We start from the raw sequence: 24,137 nt of genomic DNA on the forward strand, positions 1-24,137 counted from the left end.
CGCATTGCGCAAGCAATGCGGCCTTTTTTACATGCGCGCCACGCTCCAGCCGGCGACCGCTATTGTGCATCGCAACACTTGCAGTGGCAGACTAGAGCTCGGTCTACATGCTGCGAAGGCGACAACGCACGGTGATACCCATCAGTGACGCGCTATGGGCACAAGTGGAGCCCCTGCTGCCGCCGCCACGCCGGGACAAACGCCCCTACCAGCGACAGCCGGGCGGCGGACGCAAGCGCCAACCCGCGCGCAAGACGTTTGAAGCCATCGTCTACGTGCTGCGCGAAGGATGTGCCTGGCAACGGTTGCCCGCACACATGGGCAGCGCCAGCACCGTGCACCGCTACTTCAACAAATGGCTGCAGGCCGGCGTGTTTCACGCCATCTGGGTCCGCGGGCTGGCCGATCACGCCGATCTGCGTGGGCTGCACTGGATCAGCACACCGCTCCACACCGCCCCCGGGCAGGTGCGCTGGAAGCCGGTAAAGGCGCCTCCTGCTGCACTTGCATGCGGCCCCCATTCGAACACCTCAGCGCAGCCTCGTGGGCCGGCAGCCGGGCTGGCGCACACCATGCGGCAGTTTATTTCGGGATGCGATAGTTAAGTTCTATTTAATCAGCCGTTACCGGTAGCGGCTCATTACTCAGTCGACTCCCGAGACCCCCGCATATGAAATTCCTCCAATCCCTGAAGGTCGGCCAGCGCCTGGCGCTCGGCTTCGGCCTGTTATTGCTGTTGATCGGTACTTCAACTGCGTTGTCGCTATACCAATTCAACTCCGTCCAGAACAGCGTCACCAACATCCTGGACAACAACAACTACAAGACCGAATTGCTCAGCCAGATGCGCGAAGCGATCCTGCTCAACGAGCGTTATCTGCGCGACCTGGTGCTCGCCGACCCCGATAAGCAAGAGGCGCTGAGCGCGATCATTCAAACGAACCGCGAGGCCTACAACAAGGCATGGGAAGCGCTGCAGCGCCTGCCCGGCACCGCAAAGGGCATGGCCGAACGCAAGGCAATCCTGCAGGCCCAGGTCCAGGGGCGCGCCAGCAGCAACAAGGTCATGGAGCTGGCCAAGGCCGGCGATAGCGCCCAGGCACGCATCGTGCTCAACGAAGAGGCCGCGCCACTGGGCGAAAAACGTGCCGAAACCATCCGCCAGGCCGTGCAGACCCAGAAGGAACAGAACGCGATCGGCGCCGACGCGATCGACACGGCGATCACGCTGTCCAACCGCGCACTCACCGGTTTCGGCGTCCTGGCTGCGCTGATCGGCGTGACGCTGGCCTGGCTGATCACCCGTAGCCTGACCCGCCCACTGTCCAAGGCCACCGCCGTCGCCGACGCGATCGCACGCGGTAAGCTGGACAGCGTGATCGAGCCACAACCCCAGGACGAAACCGGGCACCTGCTGCGGACCATGCAAAGCATGCAGCAGCAGGTCAGTCAGCTGATCGCTGCGCAGCTGGACATGGCCAAGCGTCACGATGCCGGCCAGATCAGTTTCCGCATGGATGCCAGCGCGTTTCCGGGCGAATTCGGCCGCATGGCCGGCGACACCAATGCATTGGTCGCCAGCCACATCGACACCCAGACCCGCACCATCCAGCTGGTCGAGCGCTATGCCATCGGCGACCTCAGCGAGGACATGGTGCAGCTGCCGGGCGAAAAGGCTGCCTTCACTGCGGCCATGAACCAGGTCAAGCACAACCTGTCGACGATGAACCTGCAGATCGGCGATCTGGCGCGTGCGGCCGCCAATGGCGACTTCAGCGCACGCGGCGACGCCGAACTTTTCCAATACGATTTCCGCGTGATGGTGGAAAGCCTCAACCAGTTGATGTCCACCGCAGACGGTAATCTGCAGTCGCTGTCTGCGTTGTTGCAGGCCATCGCCGCCGGCGACCTGACCGCGCGCATGAGTGGCGAGTTCCGCGGTGTGTTCGCGCAGATGCGCGACGACGCCAATGCCACCGCCGAGCAGTTGGCCAGCATCGTCGGACATATCCAGCAATCTGCAGTGTCGATCAAGAGCGCCGCCAGCGAGATCGCCGCCGGTAACCAGGACCTGTCGCAGCGCACCGAGCAGCAGGCGGCCAACCTGGAAGAAACTGCCGCTTCGATGGAAGAGCTCACCTCCACCGTCCGGCAGAACGCCGAAGGCGCCCGCCAGGCCAACCAGCTCGCGATCGGCGCCGCCAGCGTGGCGTCGGAAGGCGGCGCGGTGGTCGGCAAGGTCGTCGAGACCATGGCCGGCATCGAAGCCTCATCCAAGCGCATTGCCGACATCATCAGCGTCATCGACGGCATTTCCTTCCAGACCAACATCCTGGCCTTGAACGCGGCCGTGGAAGCGGCACGCGCCGGCGAACAGGGCCGTGGCTTTGCGGTGGTCGCCAGCGAAGTGCGCACCCTCGCCCAGCGCTCGACCGCGGCAGCCAAGGAGATCAAGGGTCTGATCGACGATTCGGTGCAGCGTGTGGCGGCCGGTTCGGCCTTGGTGCACACCGCCGGCAAGACCATGGACGAAGTGGTCGCCAGCGTGCAGCGCGTCACCGACATCATGGGCGAGATCTCCGCTGCCTCGCAGGAACAGTCGGCCGGCATCGAGCAGGTCAACCAGACCGTCACCCAGATGGACGAAACCACCCAGCAGAACGCCGCACTGGTGGAAGAAGCCACCGCTGCCGCGCGTGCGATGGAAGAACAGGCAACCCAGCTTACCGACGCGGTTGCGGTGTTCAAGATCGACGACCACGCACAGGTCACACCCGCGTTGTCGGTGGTCGCCAGCGCATCTACCAAGGCATCCCCGGTGCATCGCGCGGCTGCACGTTCCAGCAGCATCACCCCGCCGCGTCGCCGCGTCGCAGGCGTGGCGGCCGATGCCGGCGGTTGGCAGGAGTTCTGAGGACCGCCAGCTGCGCGATCACGCGATTGCGCGGCTGGCGGGCGCTGCGCTCGGCGTCGGCCTGTAGACCTGGATTCGGGTTCCGAACGCCGGCCACCCCAATCGCATCGGCGCCCGTGGTGGTCTGTCGCCGCTCATGCACCATCGCCAGGCACCACAGTCACATCGGGCGCCGAGGCGTCACCGCCGGAGCGCATTGAGGACATTTGATCCGCTGCTGGCGGATGTTGAGGGTCGCGTCCTTGCGAGGGGACGCGGCCCTTTCTTTTGTAGCGTGTGATCGATGGGTCAGCGCACCACGAGCGTCCGAAGCCTCCCTTATATTTCACATTTTCATAACCTCAGTCCATCTCACCCGGGTAAGAGAAAGCCCTAACTGAAACCGCTTACAGGTCAGAAAAACTCCGATCAGCGCATATTTTGTGACTTTGCCTGCGAAAAACGATCAATTTCGCACTTAAGCAGCCGCTACTGACCTCACGCATTCGTAACGCCCTCCCCCGGGCAAGGTCGACTCCCTCATGCACTCTTTCAACCGGCTCTCGGTCGGCACCCGACTGTCCGCGCTTCTCACGCTGGTCATTGCCCTCTCCCTGGGCCTGCTGGCCATGACCATCTATCGCCAGTCCGCCAGCGGTATCGAATCCCAGGTCAAGGCCGAACTACGCTCCAGTACGCGGCTGATGCAGCAGTCGGTGGCGATGTACGACGTCACCCTCACCGAAGGCACCCAGCGCCTGGGCAGCGTGTTCGACGACATGCTTCCCGCCGGCGCACGCGAACTCGACACTGCCACCACCGTGACCATCGGCGAGCAGAACACGCCGTCGCTACGTGCCGGAACGCAGACGCTCAACCTCAACTTCAACGCGGTGGACCGCTTTGCGCAGGCCACCGGCGGTGTCGCGACGATCTTCGCGCGCACCGGCGACGACTTCGTGCGCATCACCACCTCGCTGCGCAACAAGCAGAACGAGCGCGTGATCGGCACCCTGCTCGACCGCAAGGGCAAGGCCTATGCAGCACTGGCCGCAGGCAAGGCCTTCACCGGTCAGGCGCAGCTGTTCGGCGAGCAGTACATGACCCACTATCAGCCGCTGCGCAATGCCGCCGGCGACGTGATCGGCGCGCTGTTCGTCGGCCGCAACTACACCCAGGGACTGGCCGCGCTCAAGGCGCAGGTCAACACCACCACGCTGGGCCAGGACGGTTACTTCGTCATCGTGGATATGGCCCCCGGCGAGCATCAAGGCCAGGTCATCGCGGCGCCGCCGGGCACGCCGGCCACGCTGGCGACCCTGGTGCCGGCCAACCAGCAGGCACTGCTGCAATCGGTGCTGGACGGCAAGTTGCCCAGCGCCAGCCTGCAGTTGCGCGACGCCAAGGGCAACAGCCAGGCATTCGAAGTCACTGCGCAGCGCTACGCAGCGTGGCAATGGGCGGTGATCGGCGCCCAGCCGCGCAGCGCCATCGACGGTCCGCTGGATGCGTTGATGGGCAGCATGCTGCTGTTCTCGCTGGTGGTGCTGATGCTGTGCATCGCGGTGGTGTTCATCGCCGCACGCAAGATGATCACCCGGCCATTGCTGGCGGTGGAGCGCGTGCTTGGCGACGTCGCCGCCGGGCGCCTGGACAACCCGATCGAGATCGACCGGCACGACGAACTCGGTCGCCTGCTGGGCAGCGCCCGCACCATGCGTGACGATCTGCGCGCGCGCCTGCAGCGCGACCATCTGATCGCCAGCGAGGCACTGCGCGTGCGCACCGCGCTGGACGACGTCAGCACCAACGTGATGATCGCCGACGCCGACCGCCGCATCGTGTATGCCAACCGTCCGTTGCAGCGCATGCTCACCAGCGTGCAGGATGCGCTGCGCCGCGACCTGCCCAGCTTCGATGTCGATGCCCTCAGCGATACCCGCATCGATCAGTTCCACCGCAACGCCGCGCAACACGCCGACATGCTGGCACGGCTCAGCGGCGCGCATACCGCACAGATCGAGGTCGGTGGCCGCATCCTGCGCGAAGTGGTCAGCCCGGTCCTGGACGCGGCCGGCGAACGCATGGGCTATGTGGTCGAGTGGGCCGACCGCACCCAGGAAGTACAGGTCGAACATGAAGTCGCACGCATCGTCCAGGCGGCCGCCGCAGGCGACCTGAGCGAGCGTGTCGGCCTGGAAGGCAAGCACGGCTTCCTGCTGCTGCTCGCCCAGCAGCTCAACGCGCTGCTGGACAACAACGCCGACGGTCTGTCGCGCGTGTCGTCGCTGCTCTCGTCGCTGTCGCAAGGCGATCTGACCGCGCGCATGGAAGGCGATCTGCAAGGCGTGTTCGCCACCATTCGCGACGATGCCAACGCCACTGCCGACCAGCTCGCCGGCATCGTGCGCCGGATCAAGGACTCGTCGCTGGCGATCAACTCGGCCGCCACCGAAATCGCCACCGGCAATGGCGACCTGTCGCGGCGCACCGAACAGCAAGCCGCCGCACTGGAAGAAACCGCCGCCTCGATGGAAGAGCTCACCGCCACCGTCAAGCAGAACGCCGACAACGCCGACCAGGCCAACCGGTTGGTGCTGGATGCCGCCGGCGTGGCAGCCCAGGGCGGCGATGTGGTCGGCCGCGTGGTCACCACCATGGCCGAGATCGACAGCTCGTCCAAGAAGATCGCCGAGATCATCAGCGTGATCGATGGCATCGCTTTCCAGACCAATATCCTGGCCTTGAACGCCGCGGTGGAAGCCGCTCGCGCCGGCGAACAGGGGCGTGGCTTTGCCGTGGTCGCCTCGGAAGTGCGGACCCTGGCACAGCGCTCGGCTGCCGCCGCCAAGGAGATCAAGCACCTGATCGAAGACTCGGTCACCCGCATCGGCAACGGTGCCACACTCGCCGCCGAAGCAGGCAGCACCATGCAACAGGTGGTGAGCTCGGTGCAGCGCGTCACCGGCATCATGGGCGAGATCACCAGCGCCTCGCGCGAGCAGGCCGCCGGCATCACCCAGGTCAATCAGACCGTGACCCAGATGGACGAAACCACCCAGCAGAACGCCGCACTGGTGGAGGAAGCCACCGCAGCGGCACGTGCGATGGAAGACCAGGCCGCACAGTTGGTGGACGCGGTGGCGGTGTTCCGCCTGGAGCAGCAGGATCGCCTGAGTACCTTGCTGGCCAGCGCACGCCAGTGCTACAGCTGATGTAACCGCCAGGCCGATGACGCACCCAGTGCGCGCCGTCGGCCAGGGACGAGGCAGGCCAGGCGCCGCCATGCGCAATGCGGCGCACGCCGCCGCGTCGTAGCGCGGTGACGCGTCACCCACCCATTGCCCAAGGTCGGCCGGCGCCTCGCCCAGGCGAAGCGCCGGCAAGGACCAGGCTGTCACACAACTTAAAGATTTGATATTGCCGCCGATATCTAGGCGTCGCCGGGAAACCATCCGGGCGCAATCCCGCTGCCACTGTGCTTGTGCCCATGTCCCAAGGCGATACCTCAGAGCTGGACCAAGACGCCGACGATCTCGCCAACGGTGACGAGCGCTATCTGCTGCAAAACAGGCGCCAGATCCGCGGCCTGCTGCGCCAGCTGCTCGACCAGCGCGCCATCGTGACCATGCACGTGGCCGGCCGCGACATGGCCGTGCCTACCGCCGTGCTGGAGGTGGACGAGGACGACGACTGCGTGATCCTGGACGGCAGCCACAACGACACCTCCAACCGCGCCATCGAAGGCGCCAAGTTCCTGCTCTGCTACGCGCAGCTGGAGCGGATCAACATCCGCTTCCGGCTGGAAACCGTGCAACGGATCGAACGCGACACGCACGTCGCCTTCCGCGCCGACCTGCCCTCCACGATGTATCACATGCAGCGGCGCGAATCGTACCGGCTGGCAACCCCGATCACCGACTCGCCCATCTGCACCATTCGCCAGGACGACGCCCAGGGCGAGACGCTGAATCTGCAGGTGCGCGTGATCGACATCAGCAGTGGCGGATTGGCCGTCGCACTGACCGATGGCATGCCGCTGCTGGAACCGCAACGCACCTACCGCGACTGCACGCTGCAACTGCCCGACACCGCACCCATCGCGCTGCCCCTGACGGTGTGCAGCCAGTACAAGCAGGCGCTGCCCAACGGCAGCGAAGGATTTCGCATCGGCATGAAATTCAGCGACTTGCCGCGTGGTGCGGACGAAACCATCCAGCGCTACATCTTCCGGATCGACCGCCAGCGCAACGCGCGCAAGAGCGGCGTGTTCTGAACTGACCCGCACCGGATGCCGTACATACCTAAAGTTGCTGCGCACCTCGCCGATGTAGCTAAGGCATCGCTTTCTTGCTGCAGCTTTCTGCCGCACCCTCACACTCAGCCGCAACGCCCGGAGTTTCCATGAACGATAAAAGCACTGCCACCGGCACAGGTGGTGAATTCCTCAGCTTCGCCCTGGGCGAAGAACACTACGGCGTGGACATCCTGAAGGTGCAGGAAATCCGCGGCTACGATTCGGTCACCCGTCTGCCGGACGCGCCCGACTACATCAAGGGTGTGATCAACCTGCGCGGCACCATCGTGCCGGTGATCGACCTGCGCCTGAAGCTGCGCCTGAAAGAAGCGCGCTACGACGCCTTCACCGTGATGATCGTGCTCAATGTCGAAGACCGCGTGGTCGGCATCGTGGTGGACAGCGTCTCCGACGTGATCCCGCTCAACGACGACCAGATCCGCCCGACGCCCGAATTCGGCGCTTCGGTCGATACCCGCTTCATCTCCGGCATCGGCACCCAGGACGATCGCATGCTGATCCTGCTGGATATCGAAACCCTGCTGGACAGCGCCGAACTCGGCCAGCAGCACCTGGCGGAAGAAGCTGCGTGATGCAGCGTCACTGACAACCGCCGTACCGGCCTGACCGCGTCTGCGGCGCCTGGCGATTGCAGCTAAGACCATCTGGTGTCGGGAGCGCCCTGACACCAGATGCACCACACGTTTGATTTGTGACTTAAATCACATTCTTTGGATTCAAGTTGAACGCCGGCTAGCCGATAGCTGAATAGAAGCCCGCGAACACAAACGGGTCAACGTTCGACTTTTGATTCTGGAGAATCCCAATGAAGTTCCTGCTCTCGCTCCTCCCCGTTGCTGCGCTCGTCATCGTTGCTCCCACGTTGTCGGCCCAGTCGCAGGAAATGATTCCGCCGGAAATGGCGACCCGTTTCGTCGGCAAGGACGGCATGGTCTGCGGCAAGGTCGAAAAGGCCAAGTACGCGCAGAGCTCGGAAGGCGAACCCACCTTCCTGTACATGGGTGGCATGTTCCCGCGCCACACCTTCTCGGCCCGCATCAATGGCGCCAACCGCGGCAAGTTCAGCTTCGCCCCGGAAACCCTGGAAGGCAAGGACGTCTGCGTCCTCGGCAAGATCCAGCGCGACAGCTCGCGTGCCGAAATCGAAGTCAGCTCGCCGGCCAGCCTGAAGCTCGCCACCATCAAGTAATTGCATGGTGCATCGCCACGCCTTGCGCGTGGCGTTGTGCTGTCTGCGTTATGCGCACTGACCTTCTATGGGAATCGTGTCAATGCAATGGATCAACAATCTGAAATTGATGCCCAAGCTGATGCTTGCATTCGGCATTGTGCTGCTGATCTTGCTGGTGCAGGGCGTCATCGCCTACTCGGGCCTGGCCTCGCTCAACAACGTCACCAGTGACCTGGCTGGCAACACCATGTCCAGCGTGCGCGAAGCAGGCGACCTGCGCGGCATGCTTGGCGAATTCCGCAACTCGTCCTATCAGGGGCTGGTCCGCGCCAGCGACACGGTCAAGGCCGAAGCCAAGGCCCGTGCCACCGAGCTGGACGGCCAGATCCAGGCAACGATCAAGGACTATCCCCGCCTGATCGAAAGCCCGGAGCAGAAGAAGCTGTTCGCCAACTTTGTTGCGGACTGGAAGAAGGCTTCGGCCTCCTACGCCAGCGTCAACGAAATGCTGGAACTGAATCTGCCCGACGATGCCGTGGATACCTTCGTCGGCGAGACGCGCACGCTGCACGCCAAGGCGCAGGCATCGCTGGCTGCATTGATCGCCGAAGACAACCGTCTGGCGCAGGCAGCCAAAAGCAAGGCCGAAAACGTCCATGCGACCTCGGTCACCCTGACCGTGGTGGTGCTGCTGATCGGCGTCGCCGGTGGCTTGGGCCTGGCCTTCCTGTTCGCACGTTCCATCGTGCGCAGCATGCGCGGCGCGGTCAGCACCGCCACCGAGATTGCCGGCGGCAAGCTGGATGGCCAGATCAATGTGCAGGGCAAGGATGAAGTGGGCGAGTTGATGCGCTCCATGCAGCGCATGCAGCGGGATCTGAAGGAGCGCATCGAACGCGATCAGAAGATCGCCGACGAGAACCTGCGTATCCGCACTGCGCTGGACAAGTCCTCCACCGGCACCTTCATCACCGATACCGATCGGACCATCATCTACGCCAACGAGGCGTTCCTGAAGCTGGTGACGCATTACGAAGGCAGCATCCGTCTGTCCGCGCCCGAGTTCGATGCCGGCAATGTCATCGGCCAGCACATCAGCTACCTCGGCCTGCCCGAAGCGACTGTGCGCAAAGCCATTGCTGCGCTGGAACGCGACGGCATCACCAGCTTCGAAGAGCGCTACGGCGAGTTCGTGATGATGCAGACCGTCACCGTCATCAAGAACGAGCAAGGCGAAGCGAGCGGCGATGTCTGCGAATGGCGCGACCGCACCATCGAAGTCCAGGTCGAAGACGAAGTGGCCCGCATCGTGCGCGCCGCTGCCAGCGGCGACATGAGCGGCCGGGTGGAAACCGAAGGCAAGCAGGGCTTCTTCCTGCAGCTGGCCCAGCAGCTCAACGGCTTGCTGGACGCCAATGCCGGCAGCCTGCAACAGATCTCCGCCCTGCTCTCTGCGCTGTCGCGTGGCGACCTGACCGTACGCATGGAAGGCGAGTTCAGCGGCGTGTTCGCGCAGATGCGCGACGATGCCAATGCCACCGCCACCCAGCTTGCCGACATTGTCGGGCGCATCAAGGTCTCGTCCACCGCGATCAATTCGGCGGCCGGCGAAATCGCCTCGGGCAATAGCGACCTGTCGCATCGCACCGAGCAGCAGGCCGCCAACCTGGAAGAAACCGCTGCCTCGATGGAAGAACTCACCTCCACCGTCAAGCAGAACGCCGAAAGCGCACGTCAGGCCAATCAACTGGCCATCGGCGCTACCGGTGTGGCCTCGCAGGGCGGCGACGTGGTCTCGCAGGTGGTCACCACCATGTCGGGCATCGAAGCCTCGTCCAAGAAGATCGCCGACATCATCTCGGTCATCGACGGGATCGCGTTCCAGACCAACATCCTGGCCCTGAACGCTGCGGTGGAAGCCGCACGTGCCGGCGAACAGGGACGCGGCTTTGCCGTGGTCGCCTCGGAAGTGAGGACCCTGGCACAGCGCTCGGCCGCAGCGGCCAAGGAGATCAAGGGCTTGATCGACGACTCCGTGCACAAGGTGGCCGAAGGCTCGGCATTGGTGCGCAAGGCCGGCACCACCATGGCCGAGATCGTTGCCAGCGTGCAGCGCGTCACCGACATCATGGGCGAGATCTCCGCTGCCTCGCAGGAGCAGTCGGCCGGCATCGAGCAGGTCAACCAGACCATCACCCAGATGGACGAGACCACCCAGCAGAATGCCGCCCTGGTGGAAGAAGCCATGGCTGCCGCCCGCTCGATGGAAGAGCAGGCCGGTCATCTGGCCGAAGCGGTCTCGGTGTTCAAGCTGGACGAGCCGGCCGCGCACGTCGCCCCGCCCGCACGCCTGCAGGCGGTCGCCTCGCGCCCGGTCGCAGTGAAGAGCGCAGCCAAACCGGTAGCGCATGCAACGGCAGCGACGCCGCACGCCAAGCCAAAGGCCGCACTGGCCGACGGTAACTGGCAGGAGTTCTGATCCACCGCTGTCTCCCACAACGCCCCGGCACTGCCGGGGCGTTGTGTTTGTGCGCCGCCTTCGCCGCACACCGGACCGGCCCCACAGCGCCGCAGCCCTGGCCTGGTGACAAAGCACAATCGGATCTAACCGTACGCCATCACTGCATTGGCGCTTCAGTTGTATGGCTATATGGCCGATATCCAGTGTCAGCTAACGACGCGTACGGATATGACGACCACCACGACTTCGGCTTCAGACACACGCGAATTTGATTTTGGCGACCGCGATTTCAAGCGCGTTTGCGATCTGATCTATCAGCGTGTCGGCATCGCTCTGGCTCCGGCCAAGCGCGACATGGTGTACGGCCGGCTATCGCGTCGTCTGCGCGTGCTCGGCCTGCGCTCCTTCCGCGACTATCTGGACCAGCTGGAAGCAGGTAACGACGAAGAAGAATGGCAGGCGTTCACCAATGCGCTGACCACCAATCTGACTTCGTTCTTCCGCGAGCCGCATCACTTCGACAAGCTGCGCGAAGAACTGCAAAAGCGCGCCTCGCAGGCACCGTTGAAGATCTGGTCGTGTGCGGCCTCAACCGGCGAGGAGCCCTACTCCATCGCCATCACCGCCTGCGAAGCCTTCGGCTCGCTGACGCCGCCGGTGAGCATCATTGCCACCGACGTCGATACCCAGGTGCTGGAAACCGCCTCGCGCGGCGTCTATGCCATCGACCGCGTCGCCTCGCTGGATGCATCGATCAAGCGCAAGTATTTCCAGCGCGGCAGCGGCCCCAACGAAGGCAAGTGCCGGGTGATTCCGGCGCTGCGCCAGCTCATCGAATACAAACAGTTGAATCTGCTGGCCCCGCGCTACGACGTCGGCGGCCCGTATGCGGCGCTGTTCTGCCGCAACGTGATGATCTATTTCGACAAGCCCACCCAGCGCGGCATCCTGTCGCGTCTGGTCAGCCACATGGGCGACGACGGCCTGCTGTACACCGGGCACTCGGAGAACTACCTGCACGCGTCCGACCTGATCCAGCCGTGCGGGCGCACGCTGTATCGGCGCTCCCCGCGCGCGGGAGCGGCCAAATGAGTACGGCCGTGCAAGTGGACGATGTCATGCGCTACCGCGACTCGCGGTTCCAGACCATCACCGCCAAGCTGCTGCCCACCCAGTACCTGGTGGTGGACGACGACACCGCATTGACGACCACCTTGGGATCGTGTGTTGCCGCCTGTCTGCGCGACCCGGTCCTGAAGATCGGCGGCATGAACCACTTCCTGCTGCCGGAAGGCCAGGTCGGCGATGGCGCACCCGCGCGCTACGGCAGTTATGCGATGGAGTTGCTGATCAACGATATGCTCAAGCGCGGCGCGCATCGCAAGCGGATCGAGGCCAAGGTCTTCGGTGGCGCCAACGTGCTCAAAGGCTTTACCAGCAACCCGGTCGGCACCCGCAACGCCGAGTTCGTGCGTCAGTACCTGATGGCAGAACACATTCCCATCATTGCCGAAGATCTGTGCGGCATCCATCCGCGCAAGGTGTGGTTCTTCCCGACGACCGGACGCGTCGTGGTGCAGCGCTTGCCGCATGCACACGAAGCCGAGGTCGCCGCCGCCGAATCGGCCGTGCGCGCCCGTCTGTCCAAAGCACCGGTCACCGGTGGAGTGGAGTTGTTCGAATGACGCTGGAAACTCCTGTGCGTGTATTGATCGTCGACGATTCGGCGGTCGTACGTCAGATGCTCACCGAAATCCTGTCGCGCGATCCCGGCATCGAAGTCATCGGCTCGGCCGCCGACCCGATCCTGGCGCGCGAAAAGATCAAACGCCTCAATCCGGACGTGATCACGCTGGATGTGGAAATGCCGCGCATGGACGGCCTGGTGTTCCTGGAAAACCTCATGCGCCTGCGCCCCACCCCGGTGGTGATGATCTCCTCGCTGACCGAACGTGGCGCCGACACCACCTTGCAGGCGTTGTCGTTGGGTGCGGTGGATTTCGTCTCCAAGCCCAAGATCGACGTCGCGCGCGGGCTGGAAGGCTATGCCGAAGAAATCGTCAGCAAGGTCAAGATGGCCGCCAAAGCCAAGGTCAGCGCGCTCAACCGTCCCAGCGCGCCCAAGCTCACCTTGGACATGCAATCGGCACCTGTCGCCGGTAGCGCGCTGCGCTTCCGCACCACCGACCGCCTGATCGCCATCGGCGCCTCGGCAGGCGGCACCGAAGCCCTGCGTGTGGTGCTGGAGCGCATGCCCGCAGACGCACCGGCCGTGGTGATGACCCAGCACCTGCCGGCCAGCTTCAGCACCGCATTCGCCGAACGCCTCGATCGCCACTCGGCCATGTCGGTGCGCGAAGCCAGCGATGGCGAAGCGATCCTGCCCGGCCATGCCTATCTGCCGCCGGGCGGCCAGCACCTGCGCATCATCCGCGACGGCGCCCGCTGGCGCTGCCGTATCGACGACGGCCCGCCGGTCAATCGCCACAAGCCGGCGGTCGACGTGCTGTTTCGTTCGGTCGCCGCCAATGCCGGCCCTAATGCGGTCGGCGCCATCCTCACCGGCATGGGCGACGACGGCGCACGCGGCTTGCTGGAAATGCTGCAGGCCGGCGCGCCTACCCTGGTGCAGGACGAGGCCACCAGCGTGGTCTGGGGCATGCCCGGTGCCGCCTACAAACTTGGTGCCGCGCAGGAAGTGCTGCCATTGGAACGTATCGCCGAACGCCTGATCGCGCTGTCGGCCCAGGCACGCTGATTCCCACATGACCGCGCTGCCGCCGCGTTCGACCGAGCAGGCGGAGGTGCCCCGCACAGCGGGGACCACCTCCGAGGGCGCTGCACATCCGCTGGCGGACAATCCCACGCATCTCAGTCAGATGGTGACCAGCCTGTCCGACAGCGGCTCGCTCAAATCCTGCCCGGTCACCGCGGGCATCGCCAAGGCTGGCGAACATCCGCAGGACCGACGTTCGCGCCTGCTCGCAGAAGCGCTGGATGGCAGCAGCAGCGCCATCCTCATCTGCGACCTGCAATCGTGCCTGCTCTACGCCAACGACGGCTTCGAGCGCATGTTCGGCTACACCGAAGCCGAACTGGTGGGCCGGCGCCCTTCCGATGTCCTCACCCGCGCGCAGAGCGACCAGAACGAAGTCGCCCGCGTGCGCGAACGCGCCGATGCCTTGCAGCACACCCAGGCCGACCTGCTGGTGTACCGCAAGGACGGCACGCCGCTGTGGATCTCGCTCAACTTCAACCCGATCTACGACGCCAGGCACAATCCATCGCATTACATCGCGGTGCTGACCGACATCACCGACACCAAGATGCACGAGGTGCTGCAGCATCGCGTGCTCGAAGCGCTGGTGCAGGAGCGGCCATTGGTCGAGGTGATGACGCTGATCTGCACCGAAGTCGAACGCATCGCACCAGACGTGGTGGCCACGGTGACGAGCGTCGACAATCAGGGCCGCCTGCATTCGCTGGCTGCGCCCAGCCTGCCATCCGAGTACGCCGAAGCACTCAACGGGCTGAAGATCTCGCCCAACGCCGGCGCCTGCGGTACCGCTGCCTGGCGCGGCCGCGCGGTGATGGTGGAGGACATCGCCACCGATCCGCTGTTCGCGCAGTATCGCGAACTGGTGCTGCCCATGGGCTTGCGCGCGTGCTGGAGCACCCCGATCCGGTCCAACAGCTCGCGCGTGCTCGGCACCTTTGCGTTGTATTACCGCAAGCCGCAGCGCGCCGACGCCTGGCATGTCCGCCTCACCGACCTGTGCCAGCAGTTGTGCACGCTGGCACTGGAACGCGAGCAGATCCGCCAACGCGTGCATCAACTCGCCTTCTACGATGGACTGACCGGCCTGCCCAACCGCATCATGTTCAGCGCGCGCGCCGAGCAGGCGTTGACCCAGGCCGAGTACGCAGGCGAACCGGTCGCGCTGATGTTCGTCAATATCGATCGTTTCAAACTGATCAACGACAGCCAGGGGCATGCGGCCGGCGATGCGCTGTTGCGCGACATCGCGCTGCGGATCAGCGAGCAACTGGCCGTTACCGCCATGCTGGCGCGCGTGGCCGGCGATGAATTTGCACTGGCCGTGCCGCAATGCAGTGCCGAGCAGGCCAGCGCCACCGCAGAGCGCCTGCTGGGCAGCATCGCCGGCCCGTTACCGGTGGGCCACATGACCGTGCATCCGTCTGCCAGCATCGGCGTGGCGATGTTTCCCGAAGACGGAAGCGACATCACCATCCTGCTGCGGCATGCCGACCTGGCGATGAATCGCGCCAAGCAGGAAGGCGGCGGACGTTTCCGCTTTTTCAGTTCCGACATGAATCGCATGGCGCAGGAGCGCGTGGCACTGGAAGCGGAGCTGCGTCAGGCGATCGAGCGCGACGAGCTGCAACTGCATTACCAACCGCAACTGCTTAGCGCCGCGCCGCACGCGTTGTATGGCGTGGAAGCACTGCTGCGCTGGAATCACCCGCACCTCGGCACCATCTCGCCTGCGCGCTTCCTGCAGGTTGCCGAGGAGCAAGGCATGATGCCGCAGCTCAACGATTGGGTGCTGCGCCGCGCCTGTCGTCAGATCGCCGACTGGCGCCAGCGCGACGTGCCGGTGACGCACGTGTCGGTGAATCTGTCGGCCAGCAGTTTCGAAAGCCCTCGCATGCTGCCCGACCTGCTTGGGCTGATTGCCGAAGAAGGCGTGCTGCCATCGGACCTCACCCTGGAAATGACCGAAAGCGTGATGTTGTCCGGCCAGCCAGGCGTGCTGGAAAATCTGCACGCGATTCGCGAAGCCGGCATCGCACTGTCGCTGGATGACTTCGGCACCGGCTATTCCAGCCTGAGCCATCTGCACCGTCTGCCGATCGACGAACTCAAGCTGGACATGAGCTTCGTCCGCGACATCGAACACAGCGAAGACGCCCGCGCCCTCACCACTTCGGTGCTGCGCATCGGCGCGCATCTGCGCAAGCATGTGGTCGCCGAAGGCGTCGAAAACGAAGCGCAGCGTCTGTTTCTCGCCGATCTGGGCTGCGAAGTGCTGCAGGGCTATCTGTTCTCACGGCCACTACCGGCTGCGGCGTTGGAAGCCTGGTTGGGCGCACAGCCTTAGCGCGGCCAACACAGCGACCCCGTCGCCATCAAGGCAGGCGCCGCTATCGGCAGGTGCGTGTGCATCACGCATACATGCTGCCCCTGAATTCACCGTCCCCAGTTACCTGCCGCGTTGATCGCGCGCTTTCTGGCTACGTTTGGACTGCGGGATCGCGATTTTGTGGGGACGCGAGATCTCGATTTTTTCGCGAAGATTGGATGCCATGCATGCGGCGATCACAGGGCGGAAGCGCTGCTGCCTGGCTGCAGGGTCCTTGCCCGTCCGCCGGCGTGGGCACCCAGCTACACGGCGATCGGCAATGATCCAGGCTCTCACGGTGGCCCACGTCGGCTCTCGACACCTAAACTGCCAGAATCCGAACAGATAAGGCTCTTACGCGGCATCCATGCCGCGTAAGGTCCCGCGACGGTGGGCGGGCAAGGACCAGTCGAGATGATCGGTGTGGGTGTTGCAAGCAGTACATGACGTGCATTGTTCGGATAACGACGCATCCGATCAGAGTCTTAATGCAAGCCAGGCAACAAATCAGGCTTCCATCCAACCACCGACCAACTCTCTGGTGCGGTGTCCTCGCCGCTTGCGGGACCGTGTGGCGGCATGGATGCCGCCACCGAGCCTCCAGGGATGGATTCACGGCGTGTCCCGCGAGCGGCGAGGACACCGCGCACCCGACCTACGTAGCTTGGGACCATCCTTCTGAGCGCTGCCTTCAAGCGTAGCTCTCAGCAACCATGCCAACACCCTGCTCCACTGTCCGCTTCAACCACCCCAACAGCTGCGCATTGACGAACTCCGGGTTCTCCAGCGAGGCGATGTGGCCGGCATCGGGCACCAGCTCGTAATCGCAGCCAATCACCTCGGCCATCATCCACAACTCTTCCGGCGGCCGTGGACCATCGTCTTCGCCCGCCAGCAGGAAGGTGTTCGCAGGGTTCAGTCCCGCCAAGGCTTCAAGCCGGTCGGCGCGGCCGAAGATCAAACGCCCCAGCGGTATCACCGACGCGCGCAACTGCTCGGCCGTCATCGCCGCCAGGCGCTGCGCAAACGCGGCCGGCAGCGCGGAGCTCAGATCGATACCGGAGCGGAAGAACATCGGCACGATCGCCGCGACCAATGCAGGCGTCACCTGCCCGGCCGCTTCGATCGCATCGAGCAGACCGAAATAACGCGCTTGCATGGCCTGCGGCTCGGCACCCAGGAAGGTATCCATCAATACCAAGCTGCGCACGCGCTCCGGTGCCAGCAGCGCCAGCTCGGCGCCCCACATGCCACCGACCGACAGACCGACCACCGCGCATTGCGGCAGTTGCAACGCATCAAGCAATAGCAGCATCTGCTTGGCAAGATCGCCCACGGTCTGCGTGTCTGCCGGCAGCGCCGCCGATTGCCCATGCCCCCACAACTCCGGAACGATGACCCGGTAGTGCTGCGAGAGCGCCTGAATCTGCGGCTCCCACATGGCCGCATCCCAGAGATAGCTGTGGCCGAGCAGAACCGGAAACCCTTGACCATACTGTGCATAGTGCAGTGATTGATCGGCGATCGTGCAAGTGGGCATAGGAAGATCATTCGCGCAGATGGGAGCGGGGAAATCTAGACCTTCGCACTTCAGATTTTTGTTGCAATGCGATAGGCGAGTTAACTGGCATTTCCCAAGCGCGTGCGGTGCGCAAGCAAAGCGAAGCCATCGCCCGAATAACGAAAACGCCCGGCATTGCCGGGCGTTTTCAAACCTGCCGTCAACCCGCTGGATCAGGCAGCGACGGTGTCGGCCACATCCTGATATTCCTGGATCTGATCGAAGTTCATGTAGCGGTAAATCTGCTCGCCACTGGTCTTGATCACGCCCACATCGGCCATGTACTCGTCCTTGGTCGGGATGCGCCCCAGACGCGAGCAAATCGCCGCCAGTTCCGCCGAACCCAGGTACACATTGGTGTTACGGCCGAGACGGTTGGGGAAGTTACGCGTGGAGGTGGAGAACACCGTGGCGCCCTCGCGCGCCTGCGCCTGGTTGCCCATGCACAGCGAGCAGCCGGGCATTTCCATGCGCGCGCCGGCCGCGCCGAAGGTGCCGTAATGGCCTTCCTTGGTCAGCTCGGAGGCATCCATCTTGGTCGGCGGCGCAACCCACAGGCGGGTCGGGATATCGCGCTTGCCTTCCAGCAGCTTGGCGGCGGCACGGAAGTGACCGATGTTGGTCATGCACGAACCGATGAACACCTCGTCGATCGCCGCACCGGCAACCTCGGACAGCGTCTTGACGTCGTCCGGGTCGTTCGGGCACGCCACGATCGGCTCATGGATGTCGGCCAGATCGATCTCGATGACGGCGGCGTACTCGGCATCCGCATCGGGCTGCAGCAGCTGCGGATCGGCCAGCCACTCTTCCATCTTCTTGATGCGGCGGCCCAGCGTGCGCGCATCGGCATAGCCTTCGGCGATCATCCAGCGCAGCAACGTGATGTTGCTGGTCAGGTATTCGATGATCGGCGCCTTGTCCAGGTGTACGGTGCAACCTGCCGCCGAACGCTCGGCCGAGGCGTCGGACAGCTCGAACGCCTGCTCCACCTTCAGGTTCGGCAGCCCTTCGATTTCCAGGATGCGGCCGGAGAAGATGTTCTTCTTGCCCTGCTTGGCCACGGTCAGCAGACCGTCCTTGATCGCATACAGCGGAATCGCGTTGACCAGATCGCGCAAGGTCACGCCCGGCTGCATCTCACCCTTGAAGCGCACCAGCACGCTCTCGGGCATGTCCAGCGGCATGACGCCGGTGGCGGCGGCAAAGGCCACCAGACCGGAGCCGGCCGGGAACGAAATACCGATCGGGAAACGGGTGTGCGAGTCGCCACCGGTGCCCACGGTGTCGGGCAGCAACATGCGGTTGAGCCAGCTGTGGATCACGCCATCGCCCGGACGCAGCGACACGCCGCCACGGGTGGAGATGAACTCCGGCAAGGTGTGGTGGGTCTTGACGTCCACCGGCTTCGGATACGCGGCGGTGTGGCAGAACGACTGCATCACCAGGTCGGCCGAGAAGCCCAGGCAGGCCAGGTCCTTGAGCTCGTCGCGGGTCATCGGGCCGGTGGTGTCCTGCGAGCCCACCGAGGTCATCTTCGGCTCGCAATAGGTGCCCGGACGCATGCCCTGGCCTTCCGGCAGACCGCAGGCGCGGCCGACCATCTTCTGCGCCAACGAGAAGCCCTTGCCGGTGTCCGGCGGGTCCATCGGCAGGCGGAACAGGTCCGAGGCCGGCAGGCCCAGGAATTCGCGCGCCTTGGCGGTGAGGCCACGGCCGACGATCAGCGGAATGCGGCCACCGGCGCGCACTTCGTCGAACAGCACGTCCGACTTCATCGCGAACTCGGCGATCACCTGCCCGTTCTTCAGCGCCTTGCCATCGTACGGACGCAGCTCGACCACGTCGCCGTGCTCCATCTGCGACACGTCCAGTTCGATCGGCAGCGCGCCGGCGTCTTCCATGGTGTTGTAGAAGATCGGGGCGATCTTCGAACCCAGGCACACGCCGCCGAAGCGCTTGTTGGGGATGTACGGAATGTCTTCGCCGGTCCACCACAGCACCGAGTTGGTCGCCGACTTGCGCGAGGAACCGGTACCGACCACGTCGCCCACATAGGCCACCAGGTGGCCCTTGTCCTTGAGATCGGCGATGGCCTGGATCGGGCCGCGCTTGCCGTCTTCTTCCGGCACGAACGCTGCGCCTTCGCGGGCGTTCTTGAGCATTGCCAGCGCATGTAGCGGGATGTCCGGGCGCGTGGTCGCATCCGGGGCCGGCGACAGGTCGTCGGTGTTGGTTTCGCCCGGCACCTTGAACACGGTGACGGTCATGCTCTGCGGCACTTCCGGCTTGCTGGTGAACCACTCGGCATCGGCCCAGCTCTGCAGCACGGCCTTGGCGTGCGCGTTGCCGGCTTCGGCCTTTTCCTGCACGTCGTGGAAGGCGTCGAACACCAGCAAGGTGTGCTTCAGTGCCTCGGCGGCGGTGGCGCCCAGCTCGGCGTTATCGAGCAGGTCGATCAGCGGCTGGATGTTGTAGCCACCCAGCATGGTGCCGAGCAGCTCGGTGGCACGCTTGGCGCTGATCAACGCAGTCTTTTCGGTGCCGAACGCCACCGCGGCCAGGTACGAGGCCTTGACCTTGGCGGCGTCGTCAACACCGGCCGGCACGCGCTGGCTGAGCAGCTCGACCAGGAAGGCGTCTTCGCCGGCGGGCGGAGCCTTCAACAGTTCGATGACCTCGGCGGTCTGCTGCGCGGTCAGCGGCAGCGGCGGGATACCGAGCGCGGCGCGCTCTGCAACGTGGTGGCGATAGGCTTCCAACATGCGGGTTCTCCAAAGGGACAGCAGTGAATGTGTAAAAACGTCAGACGTGGATCAGAAGGCGTGGGTCAGGCAACGGGCTTGGGGACGGTGATCTTCAAGCCCTTGAAGTAGTCGCGGAAGAAGCCCTCGTCGCGGGTGATCAACCCATCGCACTGGAGCATCGCGTGGGCGCCGATCAGAAAATCCGCCACCACCCGCTCGCGCTTGCCGCCGCGTGCACGGAAGCGCTTGTTCATATGGCCGGCGCGCACCGCCGCCGCTTCCTGGGTGGCTTCGTAACGGACCCCGATCGAGGCCAGGGTTTCCATCAGGTCGACCTGGGTGTCCAGCATGGCCAGTACTTCGGCCACTACCGCATCGCAGACCACCACCTCGTCGCGCGCCAATGCATCGCCGATGCAGATTTCCGACACCTCGCCGTACACCGGGTCGCCGATGAGGATGTCCAGCAGCACCGAGGAATCCAGGGCGATCATGGGTCGAACGGATCTCCGGGCGCGCGGCCACGGATGGCGCGCATGGCTTCGTCGGTGCTGGTCAGGCCATCGACCAACTTGAACTTGCCGCGCACCTTGCGCAACGCCTCGCTGACATCCTTGCGCAGGATGATGCGCCCGCCATCGAGTTCGATCTTGAGCGTGGTGCCCTTGGTCAGGCCCAGGGCATCGCGCACGGCCTTTGGCAGCGTGATCTGTCCGCGTTCGGCAACGGTGGCTTCCATGAGCATGCTCCAGAAAGTATGCGCACATCATACGTACTTGAGAGGTCGTACTCAAGCCGACTGAACTCGCCGGACACACCGTGCGTACACACTGAATCGCTCAGACTAGGCCCCTACCTAAAGCCTTCGATGCCATAGGAGTGATGCATGAGCGATTCCTTCTCCACCCGCACCTCGTTTGAGGTCCACGGCAAGCGCTACGACTATTACAGCCTCCCCAAACTGGGCGAACGCTTCGATATCGCCCACCTGCCCTACTCGATGAAGATCCTGCTGGAGAACCTGCTCCGGCACGAGGACGGCGGTGTCACCGTCGGCAAGGACCATATCGAAGCGGTCGCCAAGTGGGACCCCACCGCCGAGCCCGATATTGAAATCGCCTTCATGCCGGCGCGCGTGGTGTTGCAGGATTTCACCGGCGTGCCGTGCGTGGTCGACCTGGCCGCGATGCGCGATGCGGTGGTCAAGCTCGGCGGCAAGGCCGACCAGATCAACCCGCAGATTCCCTCCGAGCTGGTCATCGACCACTCGGTGCAGGTGGACGTGTTCGGCTCGGCCGATGCGCTCGACCTCAACGGCAAGATCGAATTCCAGCGCAACCAGGAACGCTACGGCTTCCTGCGCTGGGGCCAGAAGGCGTTCGAGAACTTCAAGGTGGTGCCGCCCAATACCGGCATCGTCCACCAGGTGAATCTGGAAAACCTGGCGCGCGTGGTGATGAGCGCGGACAAGGACGGCACCCGGATCGCCTACCCGGACACCGTGTTCGGCACCGACAGCCACACCACCATGATCAATGGCATCGGCGTGCTGGGCTGGGGCGTCGGCGGGATCGAGGCCGAGGCTGCGATGCTGGGCCAGCCCTCCTCGATGCTGATTCCGCAGGTGGTGGGCTTCAAGCTCAGCGGCAAGCTGCCCGAAGGCGCCACCGCGACCGACCTGGTGCTCACCGTCACCCAGATGCTGCGCAAGGCCGGCGTGGTCGGCAAGTTCGTCGAGTTCTACGGGGAAGGCTTGCAGCATCTGCCGCTGGCCGACCGCGCCACCATCGGCAACATGGCACCGGAATACGGCGCCACCTGCGGCATCTTCCCGGTCGACGAAGAATCGCTGACCTATCTGCGCCTGTCCGGTCGCAGCGAGGAGCAGATCGCATTGGTGGAAGCCTATGCCAAGGCGCAGGGCCTGTGGCACGACGCCAATACCCCGCCTGCGCAGTACAGCGCCACGCTGGAACTGGACATGGGCGAGGTCAAGCCATCGCTGGCCGGCCCCAAGCGTCCGCAGGATCGCGTGCTGCTGGAAGACATGCAGGCCAACTTCCGCGAGAGCCTCAAGCCGTTCGTGGATGCGCGCAGCAAGCGCACGACCGACCTCAAGCAGGAAGATCGCCTGAAGAACGAAGGCGGCGGTGGCACCGCAGTCGGCGCCAAGGCCGCGCAGGCGGAAAGCGCCAACGACAGCGGCGCCGGTTGGCAGCTGCGCGACGGTTCGGTGGTGATCGCCGCGATTACCTCCTGCACCAACACCTCCAACCCGGCAGTGATGCTCGGTGCCGGCCTGCTTGCGCGCAACGCCGCCGCCAAGGGGCTGAAAGCGCAGCCGTGGGTGAAGACCTCGCTCGGGCCGGGCTCGCGGGTGGTCACCGATTACCTGAGCAAGGCCGGCGTCCTTGCCGACCTGGAAACGCTGGGCTTCTACGTGGTCGGCTACGGCTGCACCACCTGCATCGGCAACTCCGGCCCGCTGCCGGACGACGTCTCGGCGGCGATTGCCAAGGACGATCTGGTGGTGTCCTCGGTGTTGTCGGGCAACCGCAACTTCGAAGGCCGCGTGCATCCCGAAGTCAAAATGAATTACCTCGCCTCGCCGCCGCTGGTGGTGGCGTATGCCATCGCCGGCACCACCGACATCGACCTCACCACCGAGCCGCTGGGCACCGGGAGCGACGGGCAGCCGGTCTACCTGCGCGACATCTGGCCGAGCAACAAGGAAATCGGCGACACCATCGCCGCCACCGTCGGCCCGGAGATGTTCAAGCAGAACTATGCCGATGTGTTCAAGGGCGATTCGCGCTGGAACACCATCGCCTCCCCGGACGGCGCGCTGTACGCATGGGACGCGGCCTCGACCTACATCAAGAACCCGCCCTACTTCGACGGCATGACCATGCAGGTCGGCCACGTCGAAGACGTGCACGGTGCGCGCATCATGGGGTTGTTCGGCGATTCGATCACCACCGACCACATCTCGCCGGCCGGCAACATCAAGAAGGATTCGCCTGCAGGACGTTTCCTGCAGGAACGCGGCGTGCAGCCGGCCGACTTCAACAGCTACGGCAGCCGCCGCGGCAATGATGACGTGATGGTGCGCGGCACCTTCGCCAACATCCGCATCAAGAACCTGATGTTCGGCGGCGAAGAAGGCGGCAACACGCTGTATTACCCCGCGGCCGGTGGCCAGCCGGAAAAACTGGCGATTTACGATGCGGCGGTGAAGTACAAGGCCGACGGCGTGCCGCTGGTGGTGCTGGCCGGCAAGGAATACGGCACCGGCTCCTCACGCGACTGGGCGGCCAAGGGCACCAACCTGCTCGGCGTCAAGGCAGTCATCGCCGAGAGCTTCGAGCGCATCCATCGCTCCAACCTGGTCGGCATGGGCGTGCTGCCGCTGCAGTTCCTCGAGAACGAAAATGCGCAGACGCTGGGCCTGGACGGTTCGGAAGTGCTGGACATCACCGGCCTGCAGGACGGCGCCAGCCGTCGCGCCACCGTGGATGCGAAAAAGTCCGACGGCAGCGTCAAGCAGTTCCAGGTCAAGGTGCTGCTGCTGACACCCAAGGAAGTGGAGTACTTCAAGCACGGTGGTCTGTTGCAGTACGTGCTGCGTCAACTGGCAGCACGCAAGGCAGCGTGATCGCTGCGCGGCATACCCTGCACGACACTCCCGCCGATATGGCGGGAGTGTCGTTTCAGGCGATCACGACAGGTGCTGACGCTCGATGGCGAGTGGTCGTCAGAGACAGATAGCTGACGCGCGAAAACACATCAGTGCAACGGTAGAGCCTGCACCCACTACCGGCTGCGCTCGCCAGGCGCTGCGT

At 64.4% G+C, this 24,137-nt stretch carries 16 protein-coding genes; 12 read left to right on the top strand and 4 right to left on the bottom strand.

Going from position 1 to position 24,137, the window contains the following annotated elements:
• Positions 1 to 107: 107 nt before the first annotated feature.
• The 11 genes from GGR62_RS14835 to GGR62_RS14885 all read left to right on the top strand — a co-directional run bounded on the left by GGR62_RS14835 (position 108) and on the right by GGR62_RS14885 (position 15,966).
• Positions 108 to 605 (top strand): transposase, encoded by a 498-nt coding sequence (locus tag GGR62_RS14835; protein WP_260306091.1) that lies wholly within the window; start codon positions 108 to 110, stop codon positions 603 to 605.
• A gap of 65 nt (positions 606 to 670) precedes the next feature.
• On the top strand, positions 671 to 2,914 hold the full coding sequence (locus GGR62_RS14840; protein WP_184408629.1) for a methyl-accepting chemotaxis protein: 2,244 nt from the start codon (positions 671 to 673) through the stop codon (positions 2,912 to 2,914).
• Positions 2,915 to 3,435: 521 nt separating this feature from the next.
• Positions 3,436 to 6,108 (top strand): Cache 3/Cache 2 fusion domain-containing protein, encoded by a 2,673-nt coding sequence (locus GGR62_RS14845; protein ID WP_184408630.1) that lies wholly within the window; start codon positions 3,436 to 3,438, stop codon positions 6,106 to 6,108.
• 275 nt (positions 6,109 to 6,383) lie between these two features.
• On the top strand, positions 6,384 to 7,169 hold the full coding sequence (locus tag GGR62_RS14850; protein ID WP_184408631.1) for a flagellar brake protein: 786 nt from the start codon (positions 6,384 to 6,386) through the stop codon (positions 7,167 to 7,169).
• Between the two features lie 128 nt (positions 7,170 to 7,297).
• On the top strand, positions 7,298 to 7,783 hold the full coding sequence (locus GGR62_RS14855) for a chemotaxis protein CheW (protein WP_184408632.1): 486 nt from the start codon (positions 7,298 to 7,300) through the stop codon (positions 7,781 to 7,783).
• A 233-nt stretch (positions 7,784 to 8,016) separates the two neighbouring features.
• The gene (locus GGR62_RS14860; RefSeq protein ID WP_184408633.1) at positions 8,017 to 8,400 is read left to right on the top strand and encodes a hypothetical protein; all 384 of its coding nucleotides are present in this window, start codon (positions 8,017 to 8,019) and stop codon (positions 8,398 to 8,400) included.
• An 82-nt stretch (positions 8,401 to 8,482) separates the two neighbouring features.
• On the top strand, positions 8,483 to 10,861 hold the full coding sequence (locus tag GGR62_RS14865) for a methyl-accepting chemotaxis protein (RefSeq protein WP_184408634.1): 2,379 nt from the start codon (positions 8,483 to 8,485) through the stop codon (positions 10,859 to 10,861).
• 210 nt (positions 10,862 to 11,071) lie between these two features.
• Positions 11,072 to 11,935 (top strand): CheR family methyltransferase, encoded by an 864-nt coding sequence (locus tag GGR62_RS14870; protein WP_184408635.1) that lies wholly within the window; start codon positions 11,072 to 11,074, stop codon positions 11,933 to 11,935.
• Positions 11,932 to 12,528 carry a chemoreceptor glutamine deamidase CheD gene (gene cheD, locus GGR62_RS14875; RefSeq protein WP_184408636.1) on the top strand — a complete coding sequence of 199 codons (597 nt, stop codon included), beginning with the start codon at positions 11,932 to 11,934 and terminating at the stop codon, positions 12,526 to 12,528. Before GGR62_RS14870 ends, cheD begins: the two co-directional genes overlap by 4 nt.
• A complete protein-coding gene (locus tag GGR62_RS14880; protein ID WP_184408637.1) occupies positions 12,525 to 13,601 on the top strand; it encodes a chemotaxis response regulator protein-glutamate methylesterase in 1,077 nt (358 codons plus the stop codon). The genes cheD and GGR62_RS14880 overlap by 4 nt, the downstream gene beginning before the upstream one ends.
• Positions 13,602 to 13,722: 121 nt before the next feature.
• The gene (locus tag GGR62_RS14885; protein ID WP_260306118.1) at positions 13,723 to 15,966 is read left to right on the top strand and encodes an EAL domain-containing protein; all 2,244 of its coding nucleotides are present in this window, start codon (positions 13,723 to 13,725) and stop codon (positions 15,964 to 15,966) included.
• Between the two features lie 712 nt (positions 15,967 to 16,678).
• Here the strand turns inward: GGR62_RS14885 and GGR62_RS14890 are convergent.
• The 4 genes from GGR62_RS14890 to GGR62_RS14905 all read right to left on the bottom strand — a co-directional run bounded on the left by GGR62_RS14890 (position 16,679) and on the right by GGR62_RS14905 (position 21,034).
• Entirely contained in the window at positions 16,679 to 17,527 is an 849-nt protein-coding gene (locus GGR62_RS14890) for an alpha/beta fold hydrolase (RefSeq protein WP_184408639.1), read from the bottom strand.
• Between the two features lie 194 nt (positions 17,528 to 17,721).
• Positions 17,722 to 20,313, bottom strand: coding sequence for a bifunctional aconitate hydratase 2/2-methylisocitrate dehydratase (gene acnB / locus GGR62_RS14895; RefSeq protein WP_184408640.1), 2,592 nt, complete (start codon positions 20,311 to 20,313; stop codon positions 17,722 to 17,724).
• A gap of 65 nt (positions 20,314 to 20,378) precedes the next feature.
• Complete coding sequence (locus GGR62_RS14900) at positions 20,379 to 20,789, bottom strand: type II toxin-antitoxin system VapC family toxin (protein ID WP_011259444.1); 411 nt, start codon at positions 20,787 to 20,789, stop codon at positions 20,379 to 20,381.
• Positions 20,786 to 21,034, bottom strand: a complete 249-nt coding sequence (locus GGR62_RS14905) for an AbrB/MazE/SpoVT family DNA-binding domain-containing protein (protein WP_016903180.1) — start codon at positions 21,032 to 21,034, stop codon at positions 20,786 to 20,788. The genes GGR62_RS14900 and GGR62_RS14905 overlap by 4 nt, the downstream gene beginning before the upstream one ends.
• A gap of 147 nt (positions 21,035 to 21,181) precedes the next feature.
• Between GGR62_RS14905 and acnA the strand changes: the two genes are divergently transcribed.
• Complete coding sequence (acnA, locus tag GGR62_RS14910) at positions 21,182 to 23,950, top strand: aconitate hydratase AcnA (RefSeq protein WP_184408641.1); 2,769 nt, start codon at positions 21,182 to 21,184, stop codon at positions 23,948 to 23,950.
• Positions 23,951 to 24,137 lie beyond the last annotated feature (187 nt).

Source organism: Xanthomonas sp. 3075 (genome assembly GCF_014197275.1).
In the GTDB taxonomy this organism is placed as follows: Bacteria; Pseudomonadota; Gammaproteobacteria; order Xanthomonadales; family Xanthomonadaceae; genus Xanthomonas; species Xanthomonas campestris_B.